Origin of the sequence: Methanoregula sp., assembly GCF_052325125.1 — an archaeon.
In the GTDB taxonomy this organism is placed as follows: Archaea; Halobacteriota; Methanomicrobia; order Methanomicrobiales; family Methanospirillaceae; genus Methanoregula.
The window spans coordinates 32048-55595 of the sequence record NZ_JBKQWO010000023.1 but is presented as its reverse complement, the minus strand read 5'-3'; the positions used below and the strand labels follow the sequence as shown (position 1 = coordinate 55595).

The window sequence follows — 23548 nt, the reverse complement described above, 5'->3', positions numbered from 1 at the left end:
TTTCATACGCCGGTTCCCGGCCGGCGTACTGAGTTGTGTTGCACAATATCTTGCATTGTAAGATACATGTTAGTGTTGGGATGGGTGGTATATTAAATCATCGGGGAACGGGGCTTTGCACGGTCTGGCCAGGTTTTGGGATTATAGAGGAAAGGACGCTCTGAACGGGGCTTCTTTAGTCCGTATCTTTTTCTTCGGGATCGTGGAGGGCTTTTTCGATCAGGGGTTTTAAGACCGGGAGATCTTCCTTTGCTACTTTCCAGACACTCAGGGGATCTGTACCGAAGTATGCGTGGATCAATTTGTCCCGCATGCCTGCCATATCGTTCCAGGGACCCTCCGGGTACCGGGACCGCAGTGTGGGAGGGATGTGCTTTGCCGCTTCACCGATAATTTCGATGCACTGTACCGTTGCAAAATAAGTTTTTTCATCGTCCCGGAACTCTTAAAAACGTGATCCCTTCTGTGAAGCGTTCGGTTCGGGTGATGTTGTCGGCAATATCTTTTAAGAAGATCCGGATATTTCTCTCTCGCTCCTTCACAGGTAGACCGCCTCTTTGAGGATGGCATCTTTAAGCTCCCTGCGGATATCTTCCCGGGGAACGACATCGATTTTGATGCCGATGAGTGCCGTAAGGTAATTTTCAAGGGAGACAAGTTTGAGGAGGCTGATAGTATCGGAAAATTCCACGAGCACGTCAACATCACTGCCGCTATGGGTGTCGCCCCTCACGTACGAGCCAAAGAGCCCGATCCGTTTAACCCTGTACCGGTCGCGGAGGATCTCCTTGTTGGCGCGGAGAATTTTTTTGATGGATGCAATTTGGTCCTGGTCGGATCTCATAAGGGCACGGCTTCCTGCATCACGGTTTTTCTGAAATTCTCACGAATCCCGTTCACCGATGCGACATCGACATCCCTGCCGAGAAGTTCTCTGAGCTCCCGCTGGAACGCGGCATGGGTCAGGAGAGATGTGCCCGGGGGGAATTCCACCAAAAAATCGATATCGCTTCTCCCGGTTGCTTCCCGGCGGGCGACCGAGCCGAAGATCCGGATGTTCTTTACGGCGAACCGATCTGCGAGTGCAAGAATGTCCGTTCTTTTTTGTGCGATAAGCTCGTAGATGTCCATGACGGTCGCCTCGTTCTTCTCACAGAATACATAGGCAAAAGAGGATATTAATGCATTGACCGAAGTACCCTGACCCGGATTTTTGCACCTTTTGTGCACTCCTCCCCTCCCCGCTGGTATCCCCATAATTCCCTCTACCCATATTCTCCACCCATCCGGGCCCAGATTGAGCCCGGATTCCCCTTTTCCGGATCCAAAAGAAGCCCGTATCGGGCTCCGATTAAAAATAAGCCCAAATAGGCCTTATTTTTGCAATCGGGCGAAATAAAACGACCTCATAAAGGCCGATTCCTGCCCTGATCTCACCCCAAACGGGCTTCCGACCCATCCTGGAAAAAGAGGCCGAAAAAACATGAATATAGCCCGATTATGGGCATTATATGGGGCTCAATTTTGGCGTATTTTGGCAAATTGTGGTATATATGGGCACGGATTTTTGGGCCGGGGAATCGGGCGGTTTTACGGGCTTGATTATGCCCTGCGTGACCGTGGCTGGTTCGATGAGTACACCGGTAAACCGGGAACCGAACTCTTCGTTGCCCGGGATAACAACTGATGCCCGGCTTTTTGCATACCATATGCGCAGTCCGCAGTAGTATCCCAACCCGCGGGCGGCAGGAGCCGGGAGAACAATAAAAACAGAATCTTAATCAATAGAAATCCAGATGATTTTGAAAATTCTCACGCAATAACGGATAATTACAGCACCCAGAAAGGAATAAAAGATCAGAAGTCCTGCCAGTGCCATAAGAATGAACGCAATATTAAGTAACACGGACATATCTTCCATGAAATTTCCTTTAGACCCTGTTTGGCGATATACTAAAAAGAATTTTGGGATTACTACGATACCGTGATCGTGAACCGGTTTTGGGCACTGGGAATAGTTCCGGTACCTACGACACTCGCAACAACTTCATATGTTCCGGCCTAAGTAAATCTCACACCCCATGAAGACGAAAAAGTGTCATGCAAAATAACATATCCCGTTTTGCTGTACATATCTCCGGTCTGGATCCATCCCGATGGTGTCGAGGTATACTGAATTCCGGCCTGGGTTCCGGTATTTAAATTCTGGATATAAAATTTTTGCCAGTACACATTGATAATGTTCCAGGATCATATACGTGGCACTCTACATTTAACAAAAAAGCCGGTGATACCATGAAGGTACTCCGGAGTTTTCCAAAATGCCCGCAGAATCCCCCCTCCGCTTTTTCCTGGATGAGGGTCATTACGAATAAAAATCCGATGGGGAAAAAGAGAAGACTGCATCATTTTTTCCTGGAGTATCCTGCCATTACAGCACATATCCCTAGCGAAGTAATCGCGATTGTCGATGGGAGCGGTGTCTCCTGTGTTTCTGAAAGAGATTGAATTGTTTCTCCAGCAATTGTATCAGACCTGTTGCCCGAAAAAAAAGTGGAGTGAACGGTAAGACCCGGTTCTACTGGAGGCAACGGCATCGTGGGAATCGATCCGAGATCGATCTTTTTCGTATTCCCGAATTGATCGATTATATCAAATAAATTATTGTACGTCCCGACAACAATAATCTCACCATTATGCGAAATTGAAATACTATCCGGTTTCGAATCAAGCGTGGATTTCCATAAACAAGTCCCGTTCCGCTCAAAATAATAAATTGTATCGCGGGAGGCCACGACGAGATTTTGTCCATTATGAGAAAATTCGATGTGATACACGTAATCATCAAGCGGATACTCCCAGAGGATCATACCGCTTTGATTGAAACAGATGAGTTGGTACTGGGTACCGGCAGCGATAAGCATTCCTTCCGGTGAAACTCCGATACTTCGAACCAGGTATTTTGGAGTGATATTACCGGTTACCTTTCCCCATTTACTAAAGAGGGTTATTCGGGTATCAGTTGACGCTGCAACCGTGGTACCGTCATCAGATATCACAACTCCGGATATCTTCCAGTTTTCCGCCATTTTTTTCCGCCATTCTTCAGACCCGGTGCTGGAGATCATTATGACGTCATTCCCATAATGGCCCCGGGTCCCGAGAACTGCGTTTTTTGCATCAGATGATATAGCTGTGACGGATAGTTGAGGGATATTTTTTTCCCAGAGGACTGTCCCATTAAAATCAAAATAGAACGTCGTATCGCTATCCTGGTGATCTTTTGTTCCGCTGTTAAATACAAAACCACTTCGGCCGTCACTGGATAATTCTACCTGATTATTGCATCCAAACCCCGTCTCGTTCCAGAGAAGTTTTCCCGAGTTATCAAAATAATACAAATTCCCGTGATACGTGGCGGCAGTAACAAAACCCCCATCGTTTGACATTGCGACACTGGTAATATTATCGTTGGTCTGGAAACTCCATCCAGACGTACCATTGGGATAAAACAAAGTGACTGTACCGGAATCCGGAGATCCGGTTGCAATAAATTTCCCGTCTTGTGAGACAACGGTCTGAACGGATTTTCCATAGATTATCGGATCAAAATCAAAACACGAATACTGTTGAAGCGCACTGGTAACGGGGATCAGGAATACTATGAACAGTGCACAAAAGAGGATGCGAGGGAAGTCATTTTTTTTCATGTTGCACCGGCCTTCATGTTTCTATTAATAAAATTGAGTTTGATTAAAAAAATTATGGGTTTTTCATTGGACTATGATATAATCATTATATCCCGTATTGGATCCGTAGGGATATGGTGCCGCTTCGATCTCGAAAACTCCTCCCTGCGAATTGGAAAACTTATAGTACGTATCGCCACCGGGATTTCTGCTGTATCCGATACAAGCTCTCGAGTGCCCATTTCTTCCTACTTTTAAAGGCGCCCGGTACTGAGTGATTTGTTCCTTTACTTTTTCATATGTCAGATAATTCCCACCCAGGGTCCCATAGTATGATGAAGTTTTTCCAAGTCCTCCGGTCGCCGCACCGTTCTGGTAACTGCTGGTGTAATAATTCAACTCTTTGTCCCACGTGGCAGAGTGATCCGTATCGGGAATTTGCATTTTAGTGGCGATGTTCTGGAGGGTCCTGGTATTTGAGGGGTAATAATATTTGGTAATTACCCAAGCCGTGGCAACCTGGCACCATTGTGTCTGTCCCTGATCGATTCGTGGAAAACTACTGGGTAGTTCATCATATTCGTAGACACCGGTTACTGAATCAGAGATTATCTGATTCATTGATTGAACTGCTGCATCAGAATTCAGAGCGGTAAGATCTATTCCGGAAGATTGAGCTTTGGATTTTATCTTACTTATCTGAAGATCATTTGTATTCCAGTGAGCGATATTGTCTGAAAATGAAGACTCCGGAATACTTCCATAATATGAAAATGCACCAGACTCATTATCAGAGATCATATTATTTAGAGGAATAATCTGGGAGGTGTATGCATCAAACAGGATATCCTGATATTCCGTTGTTGATTTATTTACAAGTTGTACCATTATTCCCATTTTCGGGTAACTATATGATACTATTTTCGTTGACTGGATTGAATAACCGGGATAATTTTTCTCTGCCAGTTGCCGAGCATTAATTTCACTTTTCTTCAGATCATAAGAACTGGCATCACTAATTTTCTGCACTGACACTCCGAGTACCTTGCTAGCTGATACAAGGATCTCCCCTATTTTTTCCCCTTTTTTCTCTGCAGAAAACTGGTAGAAGAGGATCTTTCCATTCAAGTCATAGATTAACTGAGGTTTCGGATCTACTGTTGCGCCATTCCAGATTTGATCGATTAGATTTTTCGAAGAAAAATCAAGAATCGCAACAATTGCGTGTTCTCGTGCGGTACTAATTGATACATAATTTGATTCAACCACGTCATTTGATGAAACAGCAGACTGCTCATCAAGTTGTTTCTCATCGGCACTTGCCATAGGTACCATCACCATCGCCGCCAGCAGCAGTGCCAGCAGCATGACGCCAATTTTTAGTGTTTTCATGTTCTTTACCTCTGCACATTTTTGTTTCACCCGGAGGCATGGGAACAAGATTCATAACCTGATGAGTACATGATCTCATACCTTCGGGCGGGACCGGGCCCGGCCGCAATTTGACGTGGGGCGGGCCCGACCTCCTGATTGCGGGACAACCCCCCGGCTGTCCACGCTTTGGCGTGTTCGCGACGGCAGATATAAGGATTCTAACTCGTATGTCTACCGGTTTTCCGGATCGGCAGAATGCTGGGCGGGAAACAGTAAGAGACGGCTGGCAGCCCCTGGCCGGGATATCCCCCGGCAAAAATCCTTATCTCCTGTCCCTTCTTCCTGCCATATCGCTCATATAGGGAAAATGCCCATATCTCCCACTAAGCATATGCAGGACACTGCCGGGATACTGGAGCAGCTGCGGGGCATGAGGCACGAGCTTGAGGACCAGTACCACATCAAAAGGATAGGGATCTTTGGGTCGTACGCAAAAAAGCGCAGACAGACGAGAGCGATCTCGACCTCGTAGTGGAATTCTCCCGGCCGATAGGCATGATGGCATTTGTGCACTTAAAAGACCTGCTCTCACGGCGGCTCAATCTCCGGATCGACCTTGTCACTCCCGACGGCCTGCACCCGCTGATCCGCGACCAGGTGATGCACGAGGTAGTCTATGCCTGAGAAACGCACGGCCTCTCTCCTGCTGTACGATATTTCCCAGGCCATAGAAAAGATCGAAACCTTCTGTGCCGGCTTTTCCTTTGAGCAGCTCATGGAGGATCAAAGAACACAGGATGCCATCCTCCGCAATATCCAGATAATTGGCGAAGCTTAGGAAAGAACTCGGCCGCCGGAACTGATCGCCCGCCACCCCGGAAGTGGACTGGAGCGGACTTGACGGGGTACGGGATATTGTAACCCACCGGTATTTCCGGGTAGACTGGCATCTCTTATGGACCAGTATCCATGACGAACTGCCGGTGCTCATGGATCAGATCCGCACGCTCATGAAATAAGGGGAATAACTGCCGGCCGGACTCCTCTGCCATCACCGGGACCTCGTTCCCGATAAACCCGCCCCTCACGTCACTTCAACGAGATTAAACACATTGGCATACTCGTTCTGCCGTGACGAAACCGGCAGTCTCGTCCACCCCAGGTTGCATGAGGCGTATTAAAAAAAATAGTTAATTTCCGTTCTTCCAGAAAAGGAAGATCGCACCACAGAGGCCAAGTGCCCCTATAACCGGTACCGCGTCAAGCCCGGACCGGGGCGTATTGGTGGGGAGCGGGGGTGCCGTAGCCGATGGCGTAACCGGCGCACTGGCGGTCTGCTGCACACTGGGTAACGGTGTCGGATTGGCTATTAATGGGGTGGGTGCCGGGCCGGTGTACCCATAATCCTCGCTGTTACCGGATTGTGCCCAGTAATCGGTACGGCTCTGGCCGCCAGAATTAGCTGATGCTGGTGCAGGTGTAGGTGTTGGTGTCGGCTCTGATACTGAAATATAGGCGCTTACATCCTGTCCGTCAACGGTGGCATTGATCATTACCGTCCCGACTGCCGTGGGGGTAAACGTCGTCGTGTTCGTGCCGCTCGTTGTATTCCCGGCCAAAGGCAGGATGCTGCCGCTTCCGCTTTTTATCGCAAACGTGACAGGTATGCCGTCCGCAAGGAACACCCCCCCACCCGCGGTATTGAAATTACTTCCGGATGAAGTCTGGTTGTACGTCAGGTTCGCCTGGATCGCGGAGGTTCCGGTGGTGTAGAGGGTGGACGGGCTGGCTATGGCTCCCAGGATCAACCACGAATTGACCGTGATTCCTGAAACCTCTCCCGTGGCAGGTCCGCTGTTCTGGCCCCACCAGTTATTATCGGCCGATCCTGAGCCTGAAGATACCAAAACCGCTTCAGTCCCATCCTGGTAAATCCGGGAAAAATTCATGGAGATGCTACCACTAGATATCGCGATCGCGCCGGGTCCGCTGCCTGCCGAACAGCCGGTAAATGTGGAGGAGGTAATGCTCGGTGTGACGCCAGAGGAATAGATCGCTCCGCCATACGACGCCTGGCAGTTTGTGAATGTGGAGGAGGTCAGCGTGACGGTGCCGCCATAGATCGCGAGCGCACCCCCATTATTTCCCTGGCAATTCTTGAATATGGTGGAGGTCACCTTGGCGGTGCCTTCGGAAAAGATCGCGCCTCCATTGTCATTGGAAGTGACCCCGCAGCTGGTGAAATTGGACGAGGTTGTGGTAAGCGTCCCGGTGCCATAGATTGCGATTGCGCCGCCATCGCCACCAGAAGAAGTGACCTTGCAACCGGTGAAATTGGCGGAGGTCAGCGTAACGGTGCCGGTCTCGGTATAGATCGCGCCGCCCCGGAATGCCGAGCAGCTGGTGAAATTGGAAGAGGTCAGCGTAACGGTGCCGGTCTTGACATAGATCGCGCCGCCAAGACTGCTACTGGAACCTGTCCCCGTGCAGTTGGTGAACGTGGAGGAGGTCACTGCAAGTGTCCCGGAGGATAAGGAATCGATCGCGCCGCCATTGCCCGATGCAGACCCGTCCTTCAGCGTCAGGTTGTCGATGGTGAGGTAAGTAGTAGAACTGGAAACGCTGAAGATTATGCCGTCCATCTGCGCATCAATGATCGTGTTTGCCGGGCTGCCACCAGCTGACGCGGACGTGTTTGCCTCGATCGTGAGAGAAGTGATACTGGACGGGATCGCGATGTTATTTTCGAAGTATGTCCCCGGGTTGAGGATGAGGGTGTCGCCGGTATTGACATTATGGGTGATATTGTAAGAAAGAGCAGTGGGCGAGCTGTTATCGATCGTAATCGTATTTGCTGACACCGGTGCCACGATCGCTCCGAGCGCAATGATCAAAAATCCTGCCAGAACCAGACTATACCGTTTCAAACTCAATTGTTTCAACTCCACACTATCGATCAAAAACCAGGGAATGCACGTAGTATTAAGAACGTATCATCAAGACACAATTTTGAGATGTCGCGGTTCAATAAGTCTGTATACCTGGTTTATTAAATTAAGGGAAAATTAGTATATAAAACGCTGGCAAATGAATTTTACAATTTGTTAACTCTGGTAATATGAACAGGAGTTTCTGCAGGAAACCGGGATTTGATTATGTAACAATAGATTCCCTTTATTTTTCATGCAGGATTCATCAAAACGGGTCTCACCTTCTTCCCGGTTTCATGGGTGAGGCCCTGAATATTTTCGGTACCGGAAATATTTTCTCTCATACTGCAGTTGAAAATCCTAAAAAAAATCCAGACACTACCACCGGGTTTTGGTGAAAATGTAATTTATTTTACTAATAAATTAGTGAGCGCCCAAAAACAGATCTTCTGCCTCCATTCCGGTACGCATTTCCATTTTTTTGCTCTGGAGAAATCCATGAACAGATTGTATGATCGCTCTTTTAGGTCTCCGGCACTTTTTGCCTTCGCGCCCGCATGCTTGTGGCATCCCCCGGTTGCGACAGTGCTCTGTATTACGCGTACTCAGGTATGCCCCCCGACACAGGTAATACAGAAGCATCGCATGTGCGCCCCGTCCATTGGGGGGGCAGGTGGCGCGAAGAGGGGGCTGCACTAATTTAAAAACAGGTTTTCTACAAAAACACATTTTTTTATAAAATTCTATCCTGCAAGGCTGCGCTGGTTGTGAGGCAAAAGCTCCTGTTGAAGCGTCCTCTAAAAAACCCCGACAATCTCCCCGATCACCTTCCCCACGACTTCCTCGAAATCCTCCTCTTCGCAATCGACCGTGATATCGGCGTACTTCTCGTACAGCGGGACCCTTTCGTAATACATATCGGAAAGACTCTGGCCCGCAACAAGGACAATCCCCCGGGTCGTGATGTTTTTGAGCCTGCGGATCATCTCTTCGCAGGAGATCTCCAGGTACACGACAACGCCGGCCTTCTTCAGGTGATCCATCGCTTTTCTCGAAAAAACCACGCTGCCCCCGGTGGCGATGACGGAATTGCGGCAGTGAATGGACAGGACGGTCCCTTCCTCGGTCGCGAGGAACGCGTCCGGCCCTTCCGAGTCGATAATCTCCTGCAGGAGCCGGCCGGCCTGTTCCTGTATCGCGATATCGGTGTCGACAAACGTCATCCCGAGCGTTTTTGCAAGGATGACGCCGACAGTGCTCTTCCCTGCGCCGGGCATGCCGATAAGAACAATGTTTTTCATGGGCATTGTGCACCCTCCGGGCTCCTAATCACCGGAAAACGGTTTCCGGTCCGGTAGTTTTTTCCTGGACCCGGCTTCTTTTTTCAACGGTATCCCTGCATTTTCAATCCGGTAAGGGACGGAAATGTTGCCGGTATTGGTGTTCCGGTGTGCATCGATGAATTCCCCGGAAGCCGGAATTCGTATATCATATAAGAGTTTTTTATATATCATGGATGAGGCCGCACGGTGGTTTGAAGAAGGGGTGGCCCTTTACGAAAAAGGCTATTACCGGCGTGCAATAACGGCATTTGACAAATCAATCGCTATCGATCCAGCCATCGCCGAAGTATGGAATAACCGTGGGTTAGCGCTTGTCCAGGCCGACCAGTACGAGGAGGCCCTACGGTCCGTCAATAAAGCATTATCTCTCAGTCCCGGTTACGAAAATGCCAAAAAAGCAAGGAACATAGTTCTCGACCTGTTAAACAACCAGAAAACTGCACCGGGGCCGGCAGGCACTCCCCTGCCAAAGGTCCCCGTGGCAACGGCACGGAAACACCCGCGGATCGTTGTGGCAGCAGTCATCGTGATCGTGGTCATAGGAATCGTAGCCGGTGGGCTCCTCGCCATGAAAAGCCTGCAGGATAACGCCGGCACCACCCTGCCTGCGTCACCGGCAGCAGCGCTGGCAACCCCTGCAGTACCAGCGACAACACAGCCTCCCGGGAGCGGACCTGAAGGTATTCCGGTGGGAAGGGGGCAATTCGTGTTCAACGATTCGCTCGGGAATGCTGATCGCCCGATAACGGTGTACACCTACCGGCCGGCGGCATGGAACCAGTCCGGCCCGGTACTGTTCGTCATGCCCGGGGCGGGCCGCGACGGGCTGCCCCCCCGGGAAACCTGGATCCCCTATGCCGAACAGTACTCCGCGCTTCTGGTCGTCCCGGAATTCTCCCAGCAGTATTACCCCGGCGACATGTGGTACTCCTTAGGGAACACCTATGATGACAAGAACTGGGTGCCGAAAGCGAACTGGTCATTCATGGCCGTTGAGCACCTCTTCGATTACGTCCGCGAAAAGAGCGGGGCGACACAGCCCACCTATTTCCTCGACGGGCACAGCGCAGGCGCCCAGTTCGTCCACCGGATGGTGACGTTTCTCCCCGATGCCAGGTACAACCGTGCAGTAGCAGCGAACGCCGGGGTATATGTCATGCCTGACTATTCGGTCCCGTACCCGTTAGGCCTGAAAGACTCGCCGCTTCCAAAGAACCGGCTTCCGGACGTGTTCGCCCGCAAACTCATTATTATGTCCGGCGGGAGCGACACGAACCCGAACGACACCAGCCTCGCGAACTTCCCCGGGGCCGAGGCGCAGGGCAGCACCCGGTTCGAGCGGGCAAAGACGTATTTTGCCACCGCACAGGCAGAAGCAGCAGGTCTGGGTGTTCCGCTGGACTGGGAATATTATGTGGTGCCGGGGATCGGGCACGATGAGGCAGGAATGGCCGGGCCGTCCGCAGCGATGCTCTTCAACAGCAGTTGAAGGGCCCGGGCAGACACGCAAGTGGGTAAAGTGCAGGCCTTTCTAAAAAAAGACCGGATCTCTCCCGTGCCTAATGTGCCCGGATACGTCCCCGGTAATCTCATTTCCCCTCTTTTTTGGCACAACCCACCGCACCCCGCCTCGGGGGTCCCGGACATCGCCGGCATACCGGGGGATCACGTGGCAATGGCAGTGCATAATGGTCTGCCCGGCTGCCTCGCCCACGTTGACTCCGATGTTGTAACCGGCCGGCTGGAATTGTTCCCCGACGATGCCTTTGCACACGTCAATGAGGGCGACCATCGCCTGTTTTTCCTCAATAAAGAGCGAGAAAAAATCCGGCTCATGGCGGAACGGGATCACGAGCAGGTGCCCCCTGCTGACCGGGAACCGGTCCCAGCGGGCATAGCAGAGATCGTTCTGTGCGACAATCTCATCCGCGATGGGATTGCAGAACGGGCATTTTTGGGAAGACACCATACGTTTGACCTCTCGACACAAGTATGATCGTGGCATTTCTTTTTAAGGTTCCGGATGGCCGTCTCCTGCAGCACGCGTCCGCCCTCCTCCCCGCGAAACGGGAACGTGACCCCCCCTCTCCCGGCCCGGCAACACGGGTTTTTTCCTCCCCTCAGTCCGCATTTCCCCCCGGGGGAATCCGGTACCTCCCGTGCGGCACCTTCATCTCGAAGCGTGCGCCCCGGCCCGGCTCCCCGGTCTCGCTGATGGCGATCCCGGTTATGGAAAGGATTTCCCTGGCTAAAAAGAGGCCAAGGCCGGTGTTTTTCCCATAGCCCCGCTGGAAAATCTTCTCCTTCTCTTGTACCGGAATCCCGATGCCGTCATCCTCCCAGAAGATGTCCAGCCCGTCTGGGCATTCACGGGCATACACCCGGATCGTTGTTGCATGCCTGCCATGACGCAGGGTATTGTCCAGAAGGTTGAAAAAGATTCTTTCAAGAATCGGATCCCCATATACCTCGACACCCCCGACATCAGACTGCAGGGTTACTCCCGGGGGGACCTGGGAACGGGGAGGGAGTACCCGGGCAAGATCCTGCCACCGCGATTCCGTGGAGCCGAGGTCCTGGTAAATCCTGGTGAACTCAATGTGCTCGCCGATCGACCGGGTGGTGGACGCAAGGATTCCCACCATGTCCATTACCTTCGGATCGAGCGGCTCCTGTTTTACAAGTTCCAGGTACCCGGAAATTTCCATAACCTTGTTGAGAATATCGTGGCGTGTGATGCTGTTGAGGAGATTGAGCTGCCGGTTTGCGGCGCGCAGCGCTTCCTCGGCCTGCTTGCGCCCGGAAATATCGCGGCCTACGACCTGGACCGCCGACTTTCCCTGGTACACGGTAGCGGTTGCGATTACCTCCACGTCAACAGTTGTCCCGTCAACACAATGGAACCGCTCTTCGATCAGGGGGACCGTTGCACCGGGATTTTCCAGCATTATCCCGATCCGCTCGCTTACAATACCGAAGAATGCCGGATCGACGAAATCGAGGGTCGCCCTCCCGATGATCTCATCAGGACTTTTTGCCTTCACCAGCCTTGCCGCAGCATCGTTTGCAAAAACGACTTGTCCGTCCTGGTGAATGACAACCGCATCGAAGGATTGCGCAATGAGCCGCCGGTACCGCTCCTCGCTTTCCCGCAGTGCATCTTCCGCCAGTTTCCTGTCGGTGATATCGCGCATCTGGACAATCCGCTGGGGTCGTCCCTGCCACAGTATGGGGGCGGATGATGTCTCGCCAGAGAAGAGGGTCCCGTTCTTCCTGGTGCCGACAATATCGATCGTGCCTCCGGCACCCTGTTGTTTCCAGTCGGAGATCCGGGCGTGGGATTCGGGAGTCATCATGAATTCAAACCCGTTCCGGCCGATAATCTCTTCGGGCCGGTACCCGAATAATTCGGCAAACCGCCGGTTGCAGTCACTGATGACACCCTTGTCGTGAATCATTATGCCTTCCAGGGCGCCATCGGACAGGGTCCTAAACCTCCTCTCGCTCTCCCGGAGCCGTTCCTCCATCTCATGCCGGGCAGTTACATCCCGGATGGAGATGATATTGGCCGGTGCTCCCTTGTACGTGATCCTGTTCCCGAGGGTCTCGATATACACATTCTTCCCCCGTGCAGTGATCGCGAAGTATGTCCGTGTGACGCCTTTCTTGTCCGGACGCATGGCAAAAAAATCGTGCCTGGCAGCATTCACGGAATCCGGTGTAAGATTTTCAAATATGTTCAACGGCTGGCGATCAGGCAGACCGTCGATTTCGAACATGGCGAGGCACGCGTGATTTGCGGTGAGGACCCGGCCTTCGAGATCGGTGACGAGAATACCGTCCAGTGATGATTCTGCAAGAACCTCGAACCTCTCTTCGCTCTCCCTCAACGCATCCTCGGCCTGTTTTCTCCGGGTAATGTCCCGGGAGAATGCGAAACTGTAGTCCCTGCCATCCTTTGAAACATAATTGGTCATTATTTCTACATCGACAATCGTCCCGTCCTTATAACGGTGCCGTGTCGTGAAAACGTTCGTTTTTTTCTCTTTGAGGATACACTTGGATCTCTCCCACATTTCGGAGGTGAAATCCGGATCCAGATCAAAGACCGTCATCTTCAGGAATTCCTCCCGCGAGTACCCGGTGTTCCGGCAGGCCGAATCGTTCACATACAGGATCTTCCCTTCGAAATCCAGCCAGTACACTTCATCGGATGCCTGGTCGACCGAAATCTGGAGCAGCCTGAGCTGGGATTCGTTGTCCCGCAGTTCTTCTATCGCCCTCCTGCGCTCGACGGCCTTCCTGATCTTATGTGCAAGTTCGGCGAACTGCGATCTGGGATCGCCGCCCTTCTGGAGATAGAAGTCGGCCCCGTTGTTGATCGCTTCTATTGCGATTTCTTCACGTCCTTTTCCCGTGAAAAGAATGAACGGGATGTCCCCGAACCGCGACCGGACTTCTTTGAGAAATACGATCCCGTCCATCCCCGGCATCTGGTAATCGGACACGATGGCATCGTAGGATGTATTCTGTATTTTTTCAATCGCTTCAGGTGCCGAACCGGTCGTTTCGATCCTGAAATCCCCGCTCTTCTCAAGGTACGACCTGCACAGATCGAGGAGCAGTTGTTCGTCATCAACATACAGGACTGAACACATCGGACACATAGTAAATATAACCGGATTTGAATAGGTGGTGATTCATAGCTGAATAAATATTCGAAAATAATCTCCTGGAGGATGACCTTACTTGTGCGAAAACGTCGGCGGGCACCGGTCCGGGCGCTGCGCTTGGTCGATCCTGCATGATGCGCATGGTTTAAGCAGCCTGCCGTCAGCGCCGCGACAGGAAGGGATGGCACGAATTACGGGATGCCCCCTTTATGAAGCAGGACCGGGTGGCATAAGGGGCCCATGTCCCTCCATTGAATGGGAAACACCCTGAAAAAACCTGTGGATCGCCCGGAATCCCGGGATAACTGCGGGAATATTCGAAGTTATCGCCGGATATTTATATTTTCCCGTTTGATACGATTGTATGAATTACAAGACCCTTGTCATCCTCATCGTGTGCATCGCGGCCGTGATCGTGGCCGGGTGCACCAGCCTTCAGGGCAGCACCGCGAAATCCACGATCGCACCGGCACCCGCAGGGAGCGGGGGCGCAGTCTCCGGTTATTCAGATCAGGCACTCATGGTGAGGGCTCCGGTGCCGACCGCGGCCCCCACCCCGGGAGGAATGCCGGGACAGGGTGTTGAAACGAAGATCATCAAAACCGCGGACCTCACGCTTGAAGTGAGCAATGTCTCCGGTGCCGCGGCGGCGGTCGAAGGGATTTGCACCAGCGCCGGGGGATACGTATCGACCACGAACATCGGGACGAATTATAACGGCCAGCCGTACGGGACCGTCGTTATCCGGATCCCTGCAAACCAGTTCGACAGCGTACTCTCCGGTGTGCAGGCAACCGGGAAGGTGACAAGCCTCTCCACGCAGGGCCAGGACGTGACCGCGGAGTACGTCGATGTCCAGGCACAGATCACCGCGTACCAGAACCAGATCGCCCAGTACAACCTGATCATGAAGAACGCGACAAAGGTCGATGACGTCCTTGCCATCCAGCAGCAAATCGATGCTGTGCAGACAAACCTTGACCGGGTCACCGGCCAGATGAAGTACCTCAACAGCCAGGTCGACTACGCGACTATCACCGTCTCCCTGCAGGAACCGGCACCGGTCGGGGGCACGCAGGGCCATGACTTTGTGACCGCAATCAACGAGGGCATCGCCGGTTTCTTTGGCGTAATTGACGCGATCATCGTGTTCGTGATCAGTGTCCTCCCGCTCATTATCATCGGCGGCGTAGCCTATGCCGGCTACCGGTTCTGGAAGGCCAGGCGGCCGGCACAGCCCTAGGTGGGCTCGAGCGGGCCCGCCGGGGATCTCTCACTCTTTTTGTCACCGCACAATTCCTGCAGGCCTCCTGCGGCAGGCACGGGTAATACCAGTATCTCCGATAAATAACTAAAATAAGGGTAAGATGTAAACTTTTTTATGATAACTACGAATAATTTCGTAATCAAGGCAATAATTATTGCCTGTTTCGTGCAAGCTCCTGCATATGCCTGTGGATAAAAAAACGCTGACGGTTCCCCTGCTTGTCGCCGCATTGGTCATGTTCGCCTTGTTTGCCTGTGCCTGCGTGAGCGCTCCCGCTCCAACGGCTGTACCGCAACCGGTTTCACCACCCTTCACATCTAACGTGACCCCGGATACCGGGAATACGAGCACTCTCCCCCTGCTGACCCCGCCGGCACGTATCTGCAACTGCCCGATGGAGCCAGTGGGCGCACCCACGGCCACTCTGACAGCCACTCCAGACGACGGCCTCTGCCACTGCCCCTGAGGGGTACCTCTCGCGGCGGACCGGGCAGGGGGGCTGGAAGGATCCGGCAGGATCACATTCCGGGAATCCTTATCAGCTGTGATGAGGGGGATCCTTATCCCCCATGGATGGTGATGATCGCCGGGCAATCTCCCTCCAACAAGCACCCGGGTAGGTATCCTGCCTGGTACCATGCGGCGCATGCATACAGGAGCTGGTCCGGCAGGGCCGGTTTTTGCGCGTTTGAGGCAACAAGGACACATAAAAATAATAATGGATATTCAATGAAGTTTATACAAATTATCGTGCAACCCGGATTCTTCCCATGTGAAAAATATCTTTCACCGGTTGTCAACATATTGGAAAAAACAACATCATGTGTTAATCTTTCATGAAAATCTAAACAGATGGTTAATTTTTTGCACTTTACAGTCTGTAAATTCAGGAATCTTTAATTATTATTCTGGAAAACTTTCCAATTAAGGCAAATTTGAACGAAGAAATTTTGTCTTAATTTGTGTGTGATGTGCATGGCTTTTGCTGTACATGTAAACATGGAACGCTGTACCGGCTGCAATAATTGTGTTGTTGCCTGCCCGGTCAACGCACTCGAGCTTTTTACGCTCGATCCTGTCACCAACGAGAAGATATACCAGGTGCAGGACGGTGTCGCTGTCAGCCTTGATGTCAAGACTGAACTTTGCGCAGGATGCGGCGTATGCGTGGAGGCATGCCCGTATGGCGTGATCAGCCTTTCCGGAAAAGGCATGACCGAGATCCCGGCCAAAATCTGATGGTAAACCCGAGGAGATACGAATGCCAGAGAAAAAAATTACCCTCAATCTGATCACGTGCCGTACCATCAAACAGGGTGTCGGCATGGAAGCAGGCAAAACGTCCCAGAAATATTTCGATGCCTGCACGATCATCCAGATGCACCCTGACGATTTCAAGCGGCTCGGCGCATGGAGGAACACCAATGTCAAGGTCACAAGCTCGGTCGGCAGCGTCGTTGTCAAAGCGGTCGAGACCACCGAGGACCTTGTCCCGGGCCTGGCCCACATCCCGATGGGACCATGGGCAAACCGTATCGTACCGGCCTATACCTTTTCAACGGGCGAGCCCTGCTTCAAGGGATTCCCGGTGGATGTCGAGGTTGCCGCGAATGAACGCATCATGGGCGCCATCGAAGTATTGCAGGACGCCTGCGGACTCTTAAGGAAGTGACGAGCAAATGCCAAAAGAAGTAACTGATGTTATCTGCCCGTTCTGCGGCACCCTCTGCGATGACCTTATCATCACCGTATCCGATGACAACAAGACGATCCTTGGTGTCAAGAACGCGTGCGCTATCGGCGCCGAGAAGTTTAACCACCAGAGACAACCCGGCCGGATCAAACGCCCGAGGATGCGCCAGGCTGACGGCACTTACAAGGAGATCACCTACGATGAGGCGATCGACTGGACGGCAAAGATGCTCGTCAAGTCACGAAAGACCCTGATGTATGGCTGGGCGTCCACCAGCTGCCAGGCCATGAGCGTCGGCCACGAGATCGCCGAGAAGGTCGGCGGCATTGTCGACAATTGTGCAACGGTCTGCCACGGGTCGTCCCTTATTGCCATCGAGGATGTCGGTGTCCCGAGCTGTACGCTCGGGGAGGTCAAGAACCGTGCCGACCGCGTCATCTTCTGGGGCTGCAACCCGGCACACGCCCACCCCCGCCACATGTCCCGGTACTCGATCTTCCCGCGTGGTTTCTTTACCACCAAGGGCCACAAGGGCCGGAAGATCTACTGTGTTGACTGCAGGTACACGGACACCGCAAAGTGCGCTGACGAATTCATCCAGATCCAGCAGGGCTACGATTACGAGCTCCTCGATGCTTTCAGGACCGCAGCCCGCGGCGAAGCGCTCCCGGATACTGTCGGCGGCGTTCCCAAGGAGAAGATCTACGAGCTTGCCGAAGAGTTCAAGAGCGGAAGGTTCGGCATCATTTTCTTCGGCATGGGCCTGACCCATACGATGGGCAGGAACCACAACATCGATATCGCCATCAACCTGACCCGCGACCTCAACGACTATACAAAATTCGCGATCATGGCGATGCGGGGCCACTGGAACGTTACCGGTTCCGGCCAGGTGCTTGGCTGGCAGTACGGTTTCCCGTATGCCGTCGACCTCTCGCGCCGGGATCAGGCCCGCCACCAGACCGGTGAGACGACCTCCGTCGACCTCTTAAACCGGAACGAAGTCGAGGCCTGTTTCTACATCGCCACCGATCCCGGTGCACACTTCCCGGTCGATGCGATGATCCACAGCTCGAAGAAACCGACCGTCACGGTCGACCCGCACATCAACTGCACGACTGAGATCTCGGACATCCACATCCCGGTTGCCATGGTCGGTGTCGAGACCGGCGGCTGCGCCTATCGTATGGACAACGTGCCTATCGAGACAAGAAAAGTCGTGGACCCGCCCGAGGGCATGCTCACGGACGAGGAACTCTTAACGAAGATCAACAAGCGTGTTGACGAACTTATGGCCGCCGGAGGCGCGTAAATGTCTGAATATATCATCAAAAACGGGCATGTCTTTGACCCGGTGCAGGGCATCAAGGGTGACAAGAAAGACATCGCTGTCAAGGACGGCAAGATTGTCGATAAGGTTGGCTCCTCGGCAAAAGTGATTGACGCAAAAGACAAGACCGTGATGGCAGGCGCCCTCGAGATCCACGCTCACGTGGCAGGCCCCAAGGTCAACGCCGGCCGCTGGTACCGTCCCGAGGACAAGCATTTCGATTCCCACAAGACCGCAGGCATCACCCGTATCGAAGGAGGCAAGTCGATCCCTACCGTCTTCAAGACTGGCTATGCGTACGCCCGCATGGGGTTCACGTTTGCCATGGAAGCCGCTATGCCCCCGCTCTACGCCCGCCACGTCCACGAGGAGATCCACGACACCCCGATCATCGATGAAGCCGCACTCCCGGTTCTCGGCAACAACTGGTTTATCCTTGAGTACCTCAAGAACCAGGAGATCGAGAACACTGCCGCATATATCGCATGGCTGCTCCGCCAGACCAAGGGATACGGTATCAAGTCCGTCAACCCGGGCGGCACGGAAGCCTGGGCATGGGGACTGAACTGCCTGTCCATCCACGACCCGGTCCCGTACTTCGAGATCACTCCGGCCGAGATCACGACCGGCCTGATGGCGGCAAACGAGTACCTGGGTCTCCCCCACTCGCTCCACATTCACCAGAACAATCTCGGAAACCCCGGTAACTACACGACCACGATCGACACCCTGAAGCTTGCAGAAGGCGTCAAGCCGAAGAACAATTTCGGCCGTGAGCAGGTCATGCACTCCACGCACCTCCAGTTCCACTCCTACAAGGGGACGAACTGGGGAGACTTCGAGTCCGGTGCAAAGGAAGTCATGGACTACGTCAACAGGCAGAAAAACCTCACCATCGATACCGGGAACGTCACCCTTGATGAGACCACTACGATGACTGCCGACGGCCCGTTCGAGCACCACCTCCACGGTCTCAACCACCTCAAGTGGTTCAACGTGGACGTCGAACTCGAAACCGCTGCCGGTGTGGTGCCGTATATCTATGACCCGGACATCCGTGTCTGTGCAACCCAGTGGGCCATCGGTCTTGAAGTTGCGCTGTATGCAAAGGACCCGATGCGCTGCTTTATCACGACAGACCACCCGAACGCAGGACCATTCACCCGGTACCCGCGGGTCTACTCGTGGCTCATGAGCAAGAAGACCCGGGACGAACGCCTCAACACCTTCAAGCATGCCGATAAGGTTATCGGGGCAACAAACCTCGCCGGCATGGACCGGGAGATCACGCTCTACGAGCTCGCCCAGATGACCCGCGCCGGACCTGCACGGGCACTTGGCCTGATGAAGGACTATGGCGGCCTCGCACCCGGTATGAACGCGGACGTCGCCATCTACAACATCAACCCCGACAAGTTCCCGTCAGATGGCGCGGCAATCGAGAAGGCATTCTCAAGCGTCGCCTACCTGTTCAAGGACGGGAAGATCTGTGTCGAGGACGGCAAGGTTGTCGATATGGGCAACAAGCAGACCTTCTGGGTGGATGTAAAGGTTCCGGAGAACAAGCAGGTCATGCATGATATCCGGGAGAAATTCCTCCGTTACTACAGCGTGAACGAGAACAATTACCCGGTTCCCGAGAGCTATGCACCGCACCAGCACATCATAGCCGTGGATGCGACCCAGGCGTAGGTGGAAAAGATGAACACGGTTACACTCACAGTAAAAAAGGCGCCGGAGCTCTTCCTCGAATGCGAGAAAGTTAATCCCGATGCATTTGTCGGAAAGACAGCCGACCAGATCGCACAGCTCCCCGCGTTCCAGGGGAAGGAGATATCAACCCTCGGCGATTACTTCACCGTCGCCGGGGATGCAGGTGCAACGGCAGCGGAGACAAGGATCGTCATCAACGGCGACTGCACCAAGATGAAGTACATCGGCGCCAAGATGACCGGCGGCGAGATAATCGTCAATTCCAGTTGCGACATGTATACGGGCAGCTGGATGACCGGTGGGAAACTGCTCGTCAAGGGCGATGTCCACTCGTTCTCCGGCCTCGCCATGAAGGGCGGGGAATTCACTGTCGAGGGCAATGCAGCCAACTACCTCGGTGCCGCATACCGTGGCGACTGGAGGGGTATGAGCGGCGGCGTCCTTCGCGTGAAAGGCAATGCCGGCTCGGATGCCGCGACCTTTATGACCGGCGGCACGCTGATCGTTGAGGGCAACGTCGATATTCATCTCGGCACCCACATGGAGGGCGGCAAGATCATCCTCAAGGGCAACGCAAACCGCCGTGTCGGCGGCCAGCTGGTCAAGGGAGAGATCTACGTCTTTGGCACGATCAACGTCATGATGCCGGGGTACAAGCCTGTCGGAGAGGTCGACCTCGATGTTGACGGGACCAAGGCAAAGTTCATCGATTACATTGGCGACCTCGGCGAGCGCCACCCCAAGCGCAAGGGAGAGACCGTCTACGGCCATCTCTACATGAAAAAATAATTTTTTTGCCGGCAGCACACACACGCGGCGGGAAATGGTTTTTCCCGCAACCGGTCTGTTTTTTTCGATCACTTTTTTCGTGCGGTCACGATGCAGAACCCGTGCAGGTCTTCCCTCTCCTGTACCGGCCAAAAACCTGCGAGTTTTGCGGCATCAGTCACCTCCTCCACCGTACGGAACCGGGCGTGGCAAAGGAACCTCCCATGGCGACCTTTGTTATGCCGGGTGATTTCGCCGCCCTTTACCAGAAACCCGATGACAAGGATGCCGTCTGGCCCGAGCACCCGGTGCGCTTCCCGGAACGGCAGAACGATGTCGTCCATGAAACAGATGACCGTCATCATCAGGATATGATCAAATATTCCTGCCCGGTACGGCAGGGCTTCGCCGGCTCCCTGCACGGTTTCGATGCCTCGCTGCCGGGCCATCGCGAGCATCCGTATCGAAGGGTCGAGGCCGTGCCGGATCCCAAGGTCCGCGGCAAACCTGCCGGTACCGGTACCGATCTCGAGGCCCGATCCGGTTGAGGGTAGGACGGAGCGCAACGCCTCCCGCTGCCGGGAAAAAATATCCCGGTGGGTCCCGAACCATCGGTCGTACTCGCCGGAGTACTTTTCGAATGCAGCCACAGCCCGGTTCATCCCGGCCCTTCCGGTGCAGGAAACCGGGTCTTCATCTTTTCCCGGATTGCGGATGTGATCTCATGCATCTTTGCTTTCCCGGCCTCGCCCTCACGCGAGTAATAGAGCAGGAGGTGGAAGTAATCCGCGGTCAGGTCGGAAAATTCCTTCTTGTACCGCACCTCAACGTCCGTCTCGCCGCAGAACCCCTTTATGGAGATGAAATGCTCCTGTTCGAAGGAAAAATACGGGCTTTTCATGTGGGAATATTCCCTGACCGTCCCAAACGACCCGAGAAATGCAAGGAATCCTGCCGTGAGCGGCTCGTCAAGGATGAACTCCTTCATCAGCGACCCGTCTGTGCAGACCTTTGTCTGGACGGATTTAACAATCCGCATCCTCAGCCACCTCCCTTACCGCATCAGCCGCCAGCCGGCACTCTTCCGGTGTCGTGAGATGGGAGAAACTGACCCGGACACAGCCTTTCCCGCCATCGATCCTCCCGTGGACGAGGGGGGCGCAGTGGAGACCGGTCCGGATGATGATGTTGTACGCCTTAAGAAGGATGTAACCGCTCTCATCGTTTTCGAGGTTCCGGATATTGAACGATATGACCGGAAGATCGGGTGCCGGCGTGTAGAGCACGATGCCGGGTTCTTTTTGCAGCTCCCGTATGAACAGCTCGGTGAGTTCCCGGCTCTTCTTTTTTATGGCGTCCAGCCCCTCATGTCCGATGAACTGTATGCCGGCACAGAGCGAAGCGATGCCGGGATAGTTGGGCGTCCCGGCTTCGAACTTCTGCGGCATTTCCTGCGGGTGGGCAGAAGACCGGGAATCCGTGCCGGTGCCGCCCTGCCGCACCGTGGCGACCGGTTCAGGGTCGTTCAGGTAAAACCCGCCTGTTCCGGGGATACCGAAAAGCGCCTTGTGCCCGGTGAAGACAAAGGCACCGGCCGGGAGATCCGAGAGATCAACAGGGACGAGCCCGGCGGTCTGAGCGCCGTCAACGACAAAAAAAATATCGTTTGCCGCACAGTATTCCGCAACCGGCCTTATATCCTGTACCGAACCGAGCACGTTGCTCCCGTGGGTCATGACGAGGAGCCGGGTCTCGGGAAGGATCGCATTTTTGATATCCTGCAGGCTGATGTGTGCATCATGGAACGGGACGATAGCAAGCGAAAGCCGGCCCTCCCTTTCAAGGGCAGAGAGCGGGCGCAGGACGGAGTTGTGCTCCAGTTCCGTGGTGATCGCGTGGAACGGCAGGGGATTTTTTTTTGCAAAACCGTGGATGAGCAGGTTCAGGGCATCGGTGGCGTTCTGGGTAAAGATGAAATGGGCGGGTTTCTCTGCCCGGAAAAACTTGGCAAGGACTTCCCGTGCTGCCGCGGGATAATCGGTTGCCGTCCCTGCCGTGGACCGGCCTGGCTCAGAGAACGGTGCGCCCAGGCACCGGGCTACCTCCTTAAGGACCCCCGGCGGCTTCGGCCACGTGGTTGCGGCATTGTTGAGGTAGATGAGCGGCGGGGCAACCCTTTTTTCGTGTTCTGCCATTACTGTAGTGTGGGCAATAGGCCCTCTTGGTTCTTTTGACAGGAAAAAGGGGATACCGGGCCCGTAGCCGGCATGCCGGACAAGTCCTAAATTCAATACGCTAATAAAGGGTAAATGATAATAGTTGTATGTTGCCTGAACCCAGGAAATACATGAGGTTATTACGATGGACAAATACGAGTGCATGATGTGCGGTCATGTGTATGACCCGGCAAACGGAGAATCGAAAGCATTTACGACAATCCTGTGTAACTCGACCGAGATGGACCAGTACCAGTGCAAGATTATGTCGGCAGAACCGATTAAGGCCGGCACCGATTTTTCAGCCCTCCCCGGAGACTGGAAGTGCCCGACCTGCGGATACCCGAAGTCGTACTACCGCAGGGTCGTGCCGAACACTCTTACCGCGATGCGGACGATCAGCTACTAAATAGCGGGCCGTCCGGATCGTACTTTTTTATCCGGATTTTCCCGGTAGCAGGAAAATGTGAACTTATCATAACAGGTCTGTGAGCGGCAGCGCCCGGAGGTTAAAAAAAGGCATTGTTTTTCGTATGCCTGCAGCTCTTCCCG

General features: G+C 53.7%; 25 protein-coding genes and 1 pseudogene. 14 read left to right on the top strand and 12 right to left on the bottom strand.

Annotated features, from left to right (window positions below; translation table 11 throughout):
- Positions 1 to 175: 175 nt before the first annotated feature.
- From ACLQMU_RS05950 to ACLQMU_RS05930, 5 genes and pseudogenes are all read right to left on the bottom strand, one after another.
- Positions 176 to 433 (bottom strand): annotated as a pseudogene (locus ACLQMU_RS05950) (HepT-like ribonuclease domain-containing protein); the annotation flags it as partial.
- A gap of 105 nt (positions 434 to 538) precedes the next feature.
- Complete coding sequence (locus ACLQMU_RS05945) at positions 539 to 844, bottom strand: nucleotidyltransferase family protein (RefSeq protein ID WP_422149892.1); 306 nt, start codon at positions 842 to 844, stop codon at positions 539 to 541.
- Positions 841 to 1230, bottom strand: coding sequence for a nucleotidyltransferase family protein (locus ACLQMU_RS05940; RefSeq protein ID WP_443673606.1), 390 nt, complete (start codon positions 1228 to 1230; stop codon positions 841 to 843). The genes ACLQMU_RS05945 and ACLQMU_RS05940 overlap by 4 nt, the downstream gene beginning before the upstream one ends.
- 1175 nt (positions 1231 to 2405) lie before the next feature.
- Positions 2406 to 3710 (bottom strand): WD40 repeat domain-containing protein, encoded by a 1305-nt coding sequence (locus ACLQMU_RS05935; protein ID WP_443673605.1) that lies wholly within the window; start codon positions 3708 to 3710, stop codon positions 2406 to 2408.
- Positions 3711 to 3773: 63 nt separating this feature from the next.
- Entirely contained in the window at positions 3774 to 5081 is a 1308-nt protein-coding gene (locus tag ACLQMU_RS05930) for a hypothetical protein (RefSeq protein WP_424039474.1), read from the bottom strand.
- A 373-nt stretch (positions 5082 to 5454) separates the two neighbouring features.
- Between ACLQMU_RS05930 and ACLQMU_RS05925 the strand changes: the two genes are divergently transcribed.
- The 4 genes from ACLQMU_RS05925 to ACLQMU_RS05910 are packed head-to-tail and all read left to right on the top strand — an operon-like array spanning position 5455 to position 6082.
- The gene (locus ACLQMU_RS05925; RefSeq protein ID WP_422148563.1) at positions 5455 to 5595 is read left to right on the top strand and encodes a hypothetical protein; all 141 of its coding nucleotides are present in this window, start codon (positions 5455 to 5457) and stop codon (positions 5593 to 5595) included.
- Positions 5595 to 5747 carry a hypothetical protein gene (locus tag ACLQMU_RS05920; protein ID WP_422148562.1) on the top strand — a complete coding sequence of 51 codons (153 nt, stop codon included), beginning with the start codon at positions 5595 to 5597 and terminating at the stop codon, positions 5745 to 5747. The genes ACLQMU_RS05925 and ACLQMU_RS05920 overlap by 1 nt, the downstream gene beginning before the upstream one ends.
- On the top strand, positions 5740 to 5901 hold the full coding sequence (locus ACLQMU_RS05915) for a HepT-like ribonuclease domain-containing protein (protein WP_422148561.1): 162 nt from the start codon (positions 5740 to 5742) through the stop codon (positions 5899 to 5901). The genes ACLQMU_RS05920 and ACLQMU_RS05915 overlap by 8 nt, the downstream gene beginning before the upstream one ends.
- A 43-nt stretch (positions 5902 to 5944) precedes the next feature.
- On the top strand, positions 5945 to 6082 hold the full coding sequence (locus ACLQMU_RS05910) for a HepT-like ribonuclease domain-containing protein (RefSeq protein ID WP_422148560.1): 138 nt from the start codon (positions 5945 to 5947) through the stop codon (positions 6080 to 6082).
- Between the two features lie 171 nt (positions 6083 to 6253).
- Here ACLQMU_RS05910 and ACLQMU_RS05905 read toward each other — a convergent pair whose 3' ends face one another.
- The gene (locus ACLQMU_RS05905; protein WP_422148559.1) at positions 6254 to 7990 is read right to left on the bottom strand and encodes a hypothetical protein; all 1737 of its coding nucleotides are present in this window, start codon (positions 7988 to 7990) and stop codon (positions 6254 to 6256) included.
- A 191-nt stretch (positions 7991 to 8181) separates the two neighbouring features.
- Between ACLQMU_RS05905 and ACLQMU_RS05900 the strand changes: the two genes are divergently transcribed.
- Positions 8182 to 8391, top strand: coding sequence for a hypothetical protein (locus ACLQMU_RS05900; protein ID WP_422148558.1), 210 nt, complete (start codon positions 8182 to 8184; stop codon positions 8389 to 8391).
- A 399-nt stretch (positions 8392 to 8790) separates the two neighbouring features.
- Here ACLQMU_RS05900 and ACLQMU_RS05895 read toward each other — a convergent pair whose 3' ends face one another.
- Positions 8791 to 9294, bottom strand: coding sequence for a shikimate kinase (locus tag ACLQMU_RS05895; RefSeq protein ID WP_443673604.1), 504 nt, complete (start codon positions 9292 to 9294; stop codon positions 8791 to 8793).
- Positions 9295 to 9505: 211 nt separating this feature from the next.
- On the opposite strand from ACLQMU_RS05895, the gene ACLQMU_RS05890 reads away from it, so the two are divergent.
- Positions 9506 to 10825: a tetratricopeptide repeat protein gene (locus tag ACLQMU_RS05890; RefSeq protein WP_424040799.1), complete on the top strand. Its 1320-nt coding sequence runs from the start codon at positions 9506 to 9508 to the stop codon at positions 10823 to 10825.
- Positions 10826 to 10867: 42 nt separating this feature from the next.
- Here ACLQMU_RS05890 and ACLQMU_RS05885 read toward each other — a convergent pair whose 3' ends face one another.
- Complete coding sequence (locus tag ACLQMU_RS05885) at positions 10868 to 11305, bottom strand: HIT family protein (protein WP_424040801.1); 438 nt, start codon at positions 11303 to 11305, stop codon at positions 10868 to 10870.
- A gap of 151 nt (positions 11306 to 11456) precedes the next feature.
- Positions 11457 to 13994 carry a hybrid sensor histidine kinase/response regulator gene (locus ACLQMU_RS05880; RefSeq protein ID WP_424040803.1) on the bottom strand — a complete coding sequence of 846 codons (2538 nt, stop codon included), beginning with the start codon at positions 13992 to 13994 and terminating at the stop codon, positions 11457 to 11459.
- Positions 13995 to 14373: 379 nt separating this feature from the next.
- Between ACLQMU_RS05880 and ACLQMU_RS05875 the strand changes: the two genes are divergently transcribed.
- From ACLQMU_RS05875 to ACLQMU_RS05845, 7 genes are all read left to right on the top strand, one after another.
- Positions 14374 to 15252 (top strand): DUF4349 domain-containing protein, encoded by an 879-nt coding sequence (locus ACLQMU_RS05875; RefSeq protein ID WP_424040805.1) that lies wholly within the window; start codon positions 14374 to 14376, stop codon positions 15250 to 15252.
- A gap of 205 nt (positions 15253 to 15457) precedes the next feature.
- Entirely contained in the window at positions 15458 to 15742 is a 285-nt protein-coding gene (locus ACLQMU_RS05870) for a hypothetical protein (protein ID WP_422148551.1), read from the top strand.
- 509 nt (positions 15743 to 16251) lie between these two features.
- Positions 16252 to 16515, top strand: a complete 264-nt coding sequence (locus tag ACLQMU_RS05865; protein ID WP_422148550.1) for a 4Fe-4S binding protein — start codon at positions 16252 to 16254, stop codon at positions 16513 to 16515.
- 22 nt (positions 16516 to 16537) lie between these two features.
- Positions 16538 to 16948 carry a molybdopterin dinucleotide binding domain-containing protein gene (locus ACLQMU_RS05860; protein ID WP_422148549.1) on the top strand — a complete coding sequence of 137 codons (411 nt, stop codon included), beginning with the start codon at positions 16538 to 16540 and terminating at the stop codon, positions 16946 to 16948.
- 7 nt (positions 16949 to 16955) lie between these two features.
- Complete coding sequence (locus tag ACLQMU_RS05855; protein ID WP_422148548.1) at positions 16956 to 18281, top strand: formylmethanofuran dehydrogenase subunit B; 1326 nt, start codon at positions 16956 to 16958, stop codon at positions 18279 to 18281.
- The gene (locus ACLQMU_RS05850; RefSeq protein WP_422148547.1) at positions 18282 to 19991 is read left to right on the top strand and encodes a formylmethanofuran dehydrogenase subunit A; all 1710 of its coding nucleotides are present in this window, start codon (positions 18282 to 18284) and stop codon (positions 19989 to 19991) included.
- A gap of 9 nt (positions 19992 to 20000) precedes the next feature.
- On the top strand, positions 20001 to 20801 hold the full coding sequence (locus ACLQMU_RS05845; protein WP_422148546.1) for a formylmethanofuran dehydrogenase subunit C: 801 nt from the start codon (positions 20001 to 20003) through the stop codon (positions 20799 to 20801).
- 68 nt (positions 20802 to 20869) lie between these two features.
- Here ACLQMU_RS05845 and ACLQMU_RS05840 read toward each other — a convergent pair whose 3' ends face one another.
- From ACLQMU_RS05840 to ACLQMU_RS05830, 3 genes are read right to left on the bottom strand one after another with little or no spacing between them, the layout of a single operon-like run.
- The gene (locus ACLQMU_RS05840) at positions 20870 to 21442 is read right to left on the bottom strand and encodes a class I SAM-dependent methyltransferase (protein WP_422148545.1); all 573 of its coding nucleotides are present in this window, start codon (positions 21440 to 21442) and stop codon (positions 20870 to 20872) included.
- On the bottom strand, positions 21439 to 21819 hold the full coding sequence (locus ACLQMU_RS05835; protein WP_424040810.1) for a hypothetical protein: 381 nt from the start codon (positions 21817 to 21819) through the stop codon (positions 21439 to 21441). The genes ACLQMU_RS05840 and ACLQMU_RS05835 overlap by 4 nt, the downstream gene beginning before the upstream one ends.
- A complete protein-coding gene (locus ACLQMU_RS05830) occupies positions 21806 to 23071 on the bottom strand; it encodes an aminotransferase class V-fold PLP-dependent enzyme (protein ID WP_443673603.1) in 1266 nt (421 codons plus the stop codon). The genes ACLQMU_RS05835 and ACLQMU_RS05830 overlap by 14 nt, the downstream gene beginning before the upstream one ends.
- Positions 23072 to 23141: 70 nt before the next feature.
- Here ACLQMU_RS05830 and ACLQMU_RS05825 point away from each other — a divergent pair, with 70 nt between their 5' ends.
- Positions 23142 to 23405, top strand: a complete 264-nt coding sequence (locus ACLQMU_RS05825) for a rubredoxin (RefSeq protein ID WP_424040814.1) — start codon at positions 23142 to 23144, stop codon at positions 23403 to 23405.
- The last annotated feature ends 143 nt before the right edge of the window (positions 23406 to 23548 follow it).

Bases quoted from the DNA above. Each gene is read 5' to 3' on its own strand.
- ACLQMU_RS05930 (WP_424039474.1), bottom strand. From the start codon at position 5,081: ATGAAAACACTAAAAATTGGCGTCATGCTGCTGGCACTGCTGCTGGCG.
- ACLQMU_RS05880 (WP_424040803.1), bottom strand. From the start codon at position 13,994: ATGTGTTCAGTCCTGTATGTTGATGACGAACAACTGCTCCTCGATCTG.
- ACLQMU_RS05945 (WP_422149892.1), bottom strand. From the start codon at position 844: ATGAGATCCGACCAGGACCAAATTGCATCCATCAAAAAAATTCTCCGC.
- ACLQMU_RS05860 (WP_422148549.1), top strand. From the start codon at position 16,538: ATGCCAGAGAAAAAAATTACCCTCAATCTGATCACGTGCCGTACCATC.
- ACLQMU_RS05845 (WP_422148546.1), top strand. From the start codon at position 20,001: ATGAACACGGTTACACTCACAGTAAAAAAGGCGCCGGAGCTCTTCCTC.
- ACLQMU_RS05915 (WP_422148561.1), top strand. From the start codon at position 5,740: ATGCCTGAGAAACGCACGGCCTCTCTCCTGCTGTACGATATTTCCCAG.
- ACLQMU_RS05925 (WP_422148563.1), top strand. From the start codon at position 5,455: ATGCAGGACACTGCCGGGATACTGGAGCAGCTGCGGGGCATGAGGCAC.
- ACLQMU_RS05850 (WP_422148547.1), top strand. From the start codon at position 18,282: ATGTCTGAATATATCATCAAAAACGGGCATGTCTTTGACCCGGTGCAG.
- ACLQMU_RS05900 (WP_422148558.1), top strand. From the start codon at position 8,182: ATGAACAGGAGTTTCTGCAGGAAACCGGGATTTGATTATGTAACAATA.
- ACLQMU_RS05840 (WP_422148545.1), bottom strand. From the start codon at position 21,442: ATGAACCGGGCTGTGGCTGCATTCGAAAAGTACTCCGGCGAGTACGAC.
- ACLQMU_RS05935 (WP_443673605.1), bottom strand. From the start codon at position 3,710: ATGAAAAAAAATGACTTCCCTCGCATCCTCTTTTGTGCACTGTTCATA.
- ACLQMU_RS05855 (WP_422148548.1), top strand. From the start codon at position 16,956: ATGCCAAAAGAAGTAACTGATGTTATCTGCCCGTTCTGCGGCACCCTC.
- ACLQMU_RS05825 (WP_424040814.1), top strand. From the start codon at position 23,142: ATGGACAAATACGAGTGCATGATGTGCGGTCATGTGTATGACCCGGCA.
- ACLQMU_RS05875 (WP_424040805.1), top strand. From the start codon at position 14,374: ATGAATTACAAGACCCTTGTCATCCTCATCGTGTGCATCGCGGCCGTG.
- ACLQMU_RS05895 (WP_443673604.1), bottom strand. From the start codon at position 9,294: ATGAAAAACATTGTTCTTATCGGCATGCCCGGCGCAGGGAAGAGCACT.
- ACLQMU_RS05885 (WP_424040801.1), bottom strand. From the start codon at position 11,305: ATGGTGTCTTCCCAAAAATGCCCGTTCTGCAATCCCATCGCGGATGAG.
- ACLQMU_RS05870 (WP_422148551.1), top strand. From the start codon at position 15,458: ATGCCTGTGGATAAAAAAACGCTGACGGTTCCCCTGCTTGTCGCCGCA.
- ACLQMU_RS05835 (WP_424040810.1), bottom strand. From the start codon at position 21,819: ATGCGGATTGTTAAATCCGTCCAGACAAAGGTCTGCACAGACGGGTCG.
- ACLQMU_RS05890 (WP_424040799.1), top strand. From the start codon at position 9,506: ATGGATGAGGCCGCACGGTGGTTTGAAGAAGGGGTGGCCCTTTACGAA.
- ACLQMU_RS05865 (WP_422148550.1), top strand. From the start codon at position 16,252: ATGGCTTTTGCTGTACATGTAAACATGGAACGCTGTACCGGCTGCAAT.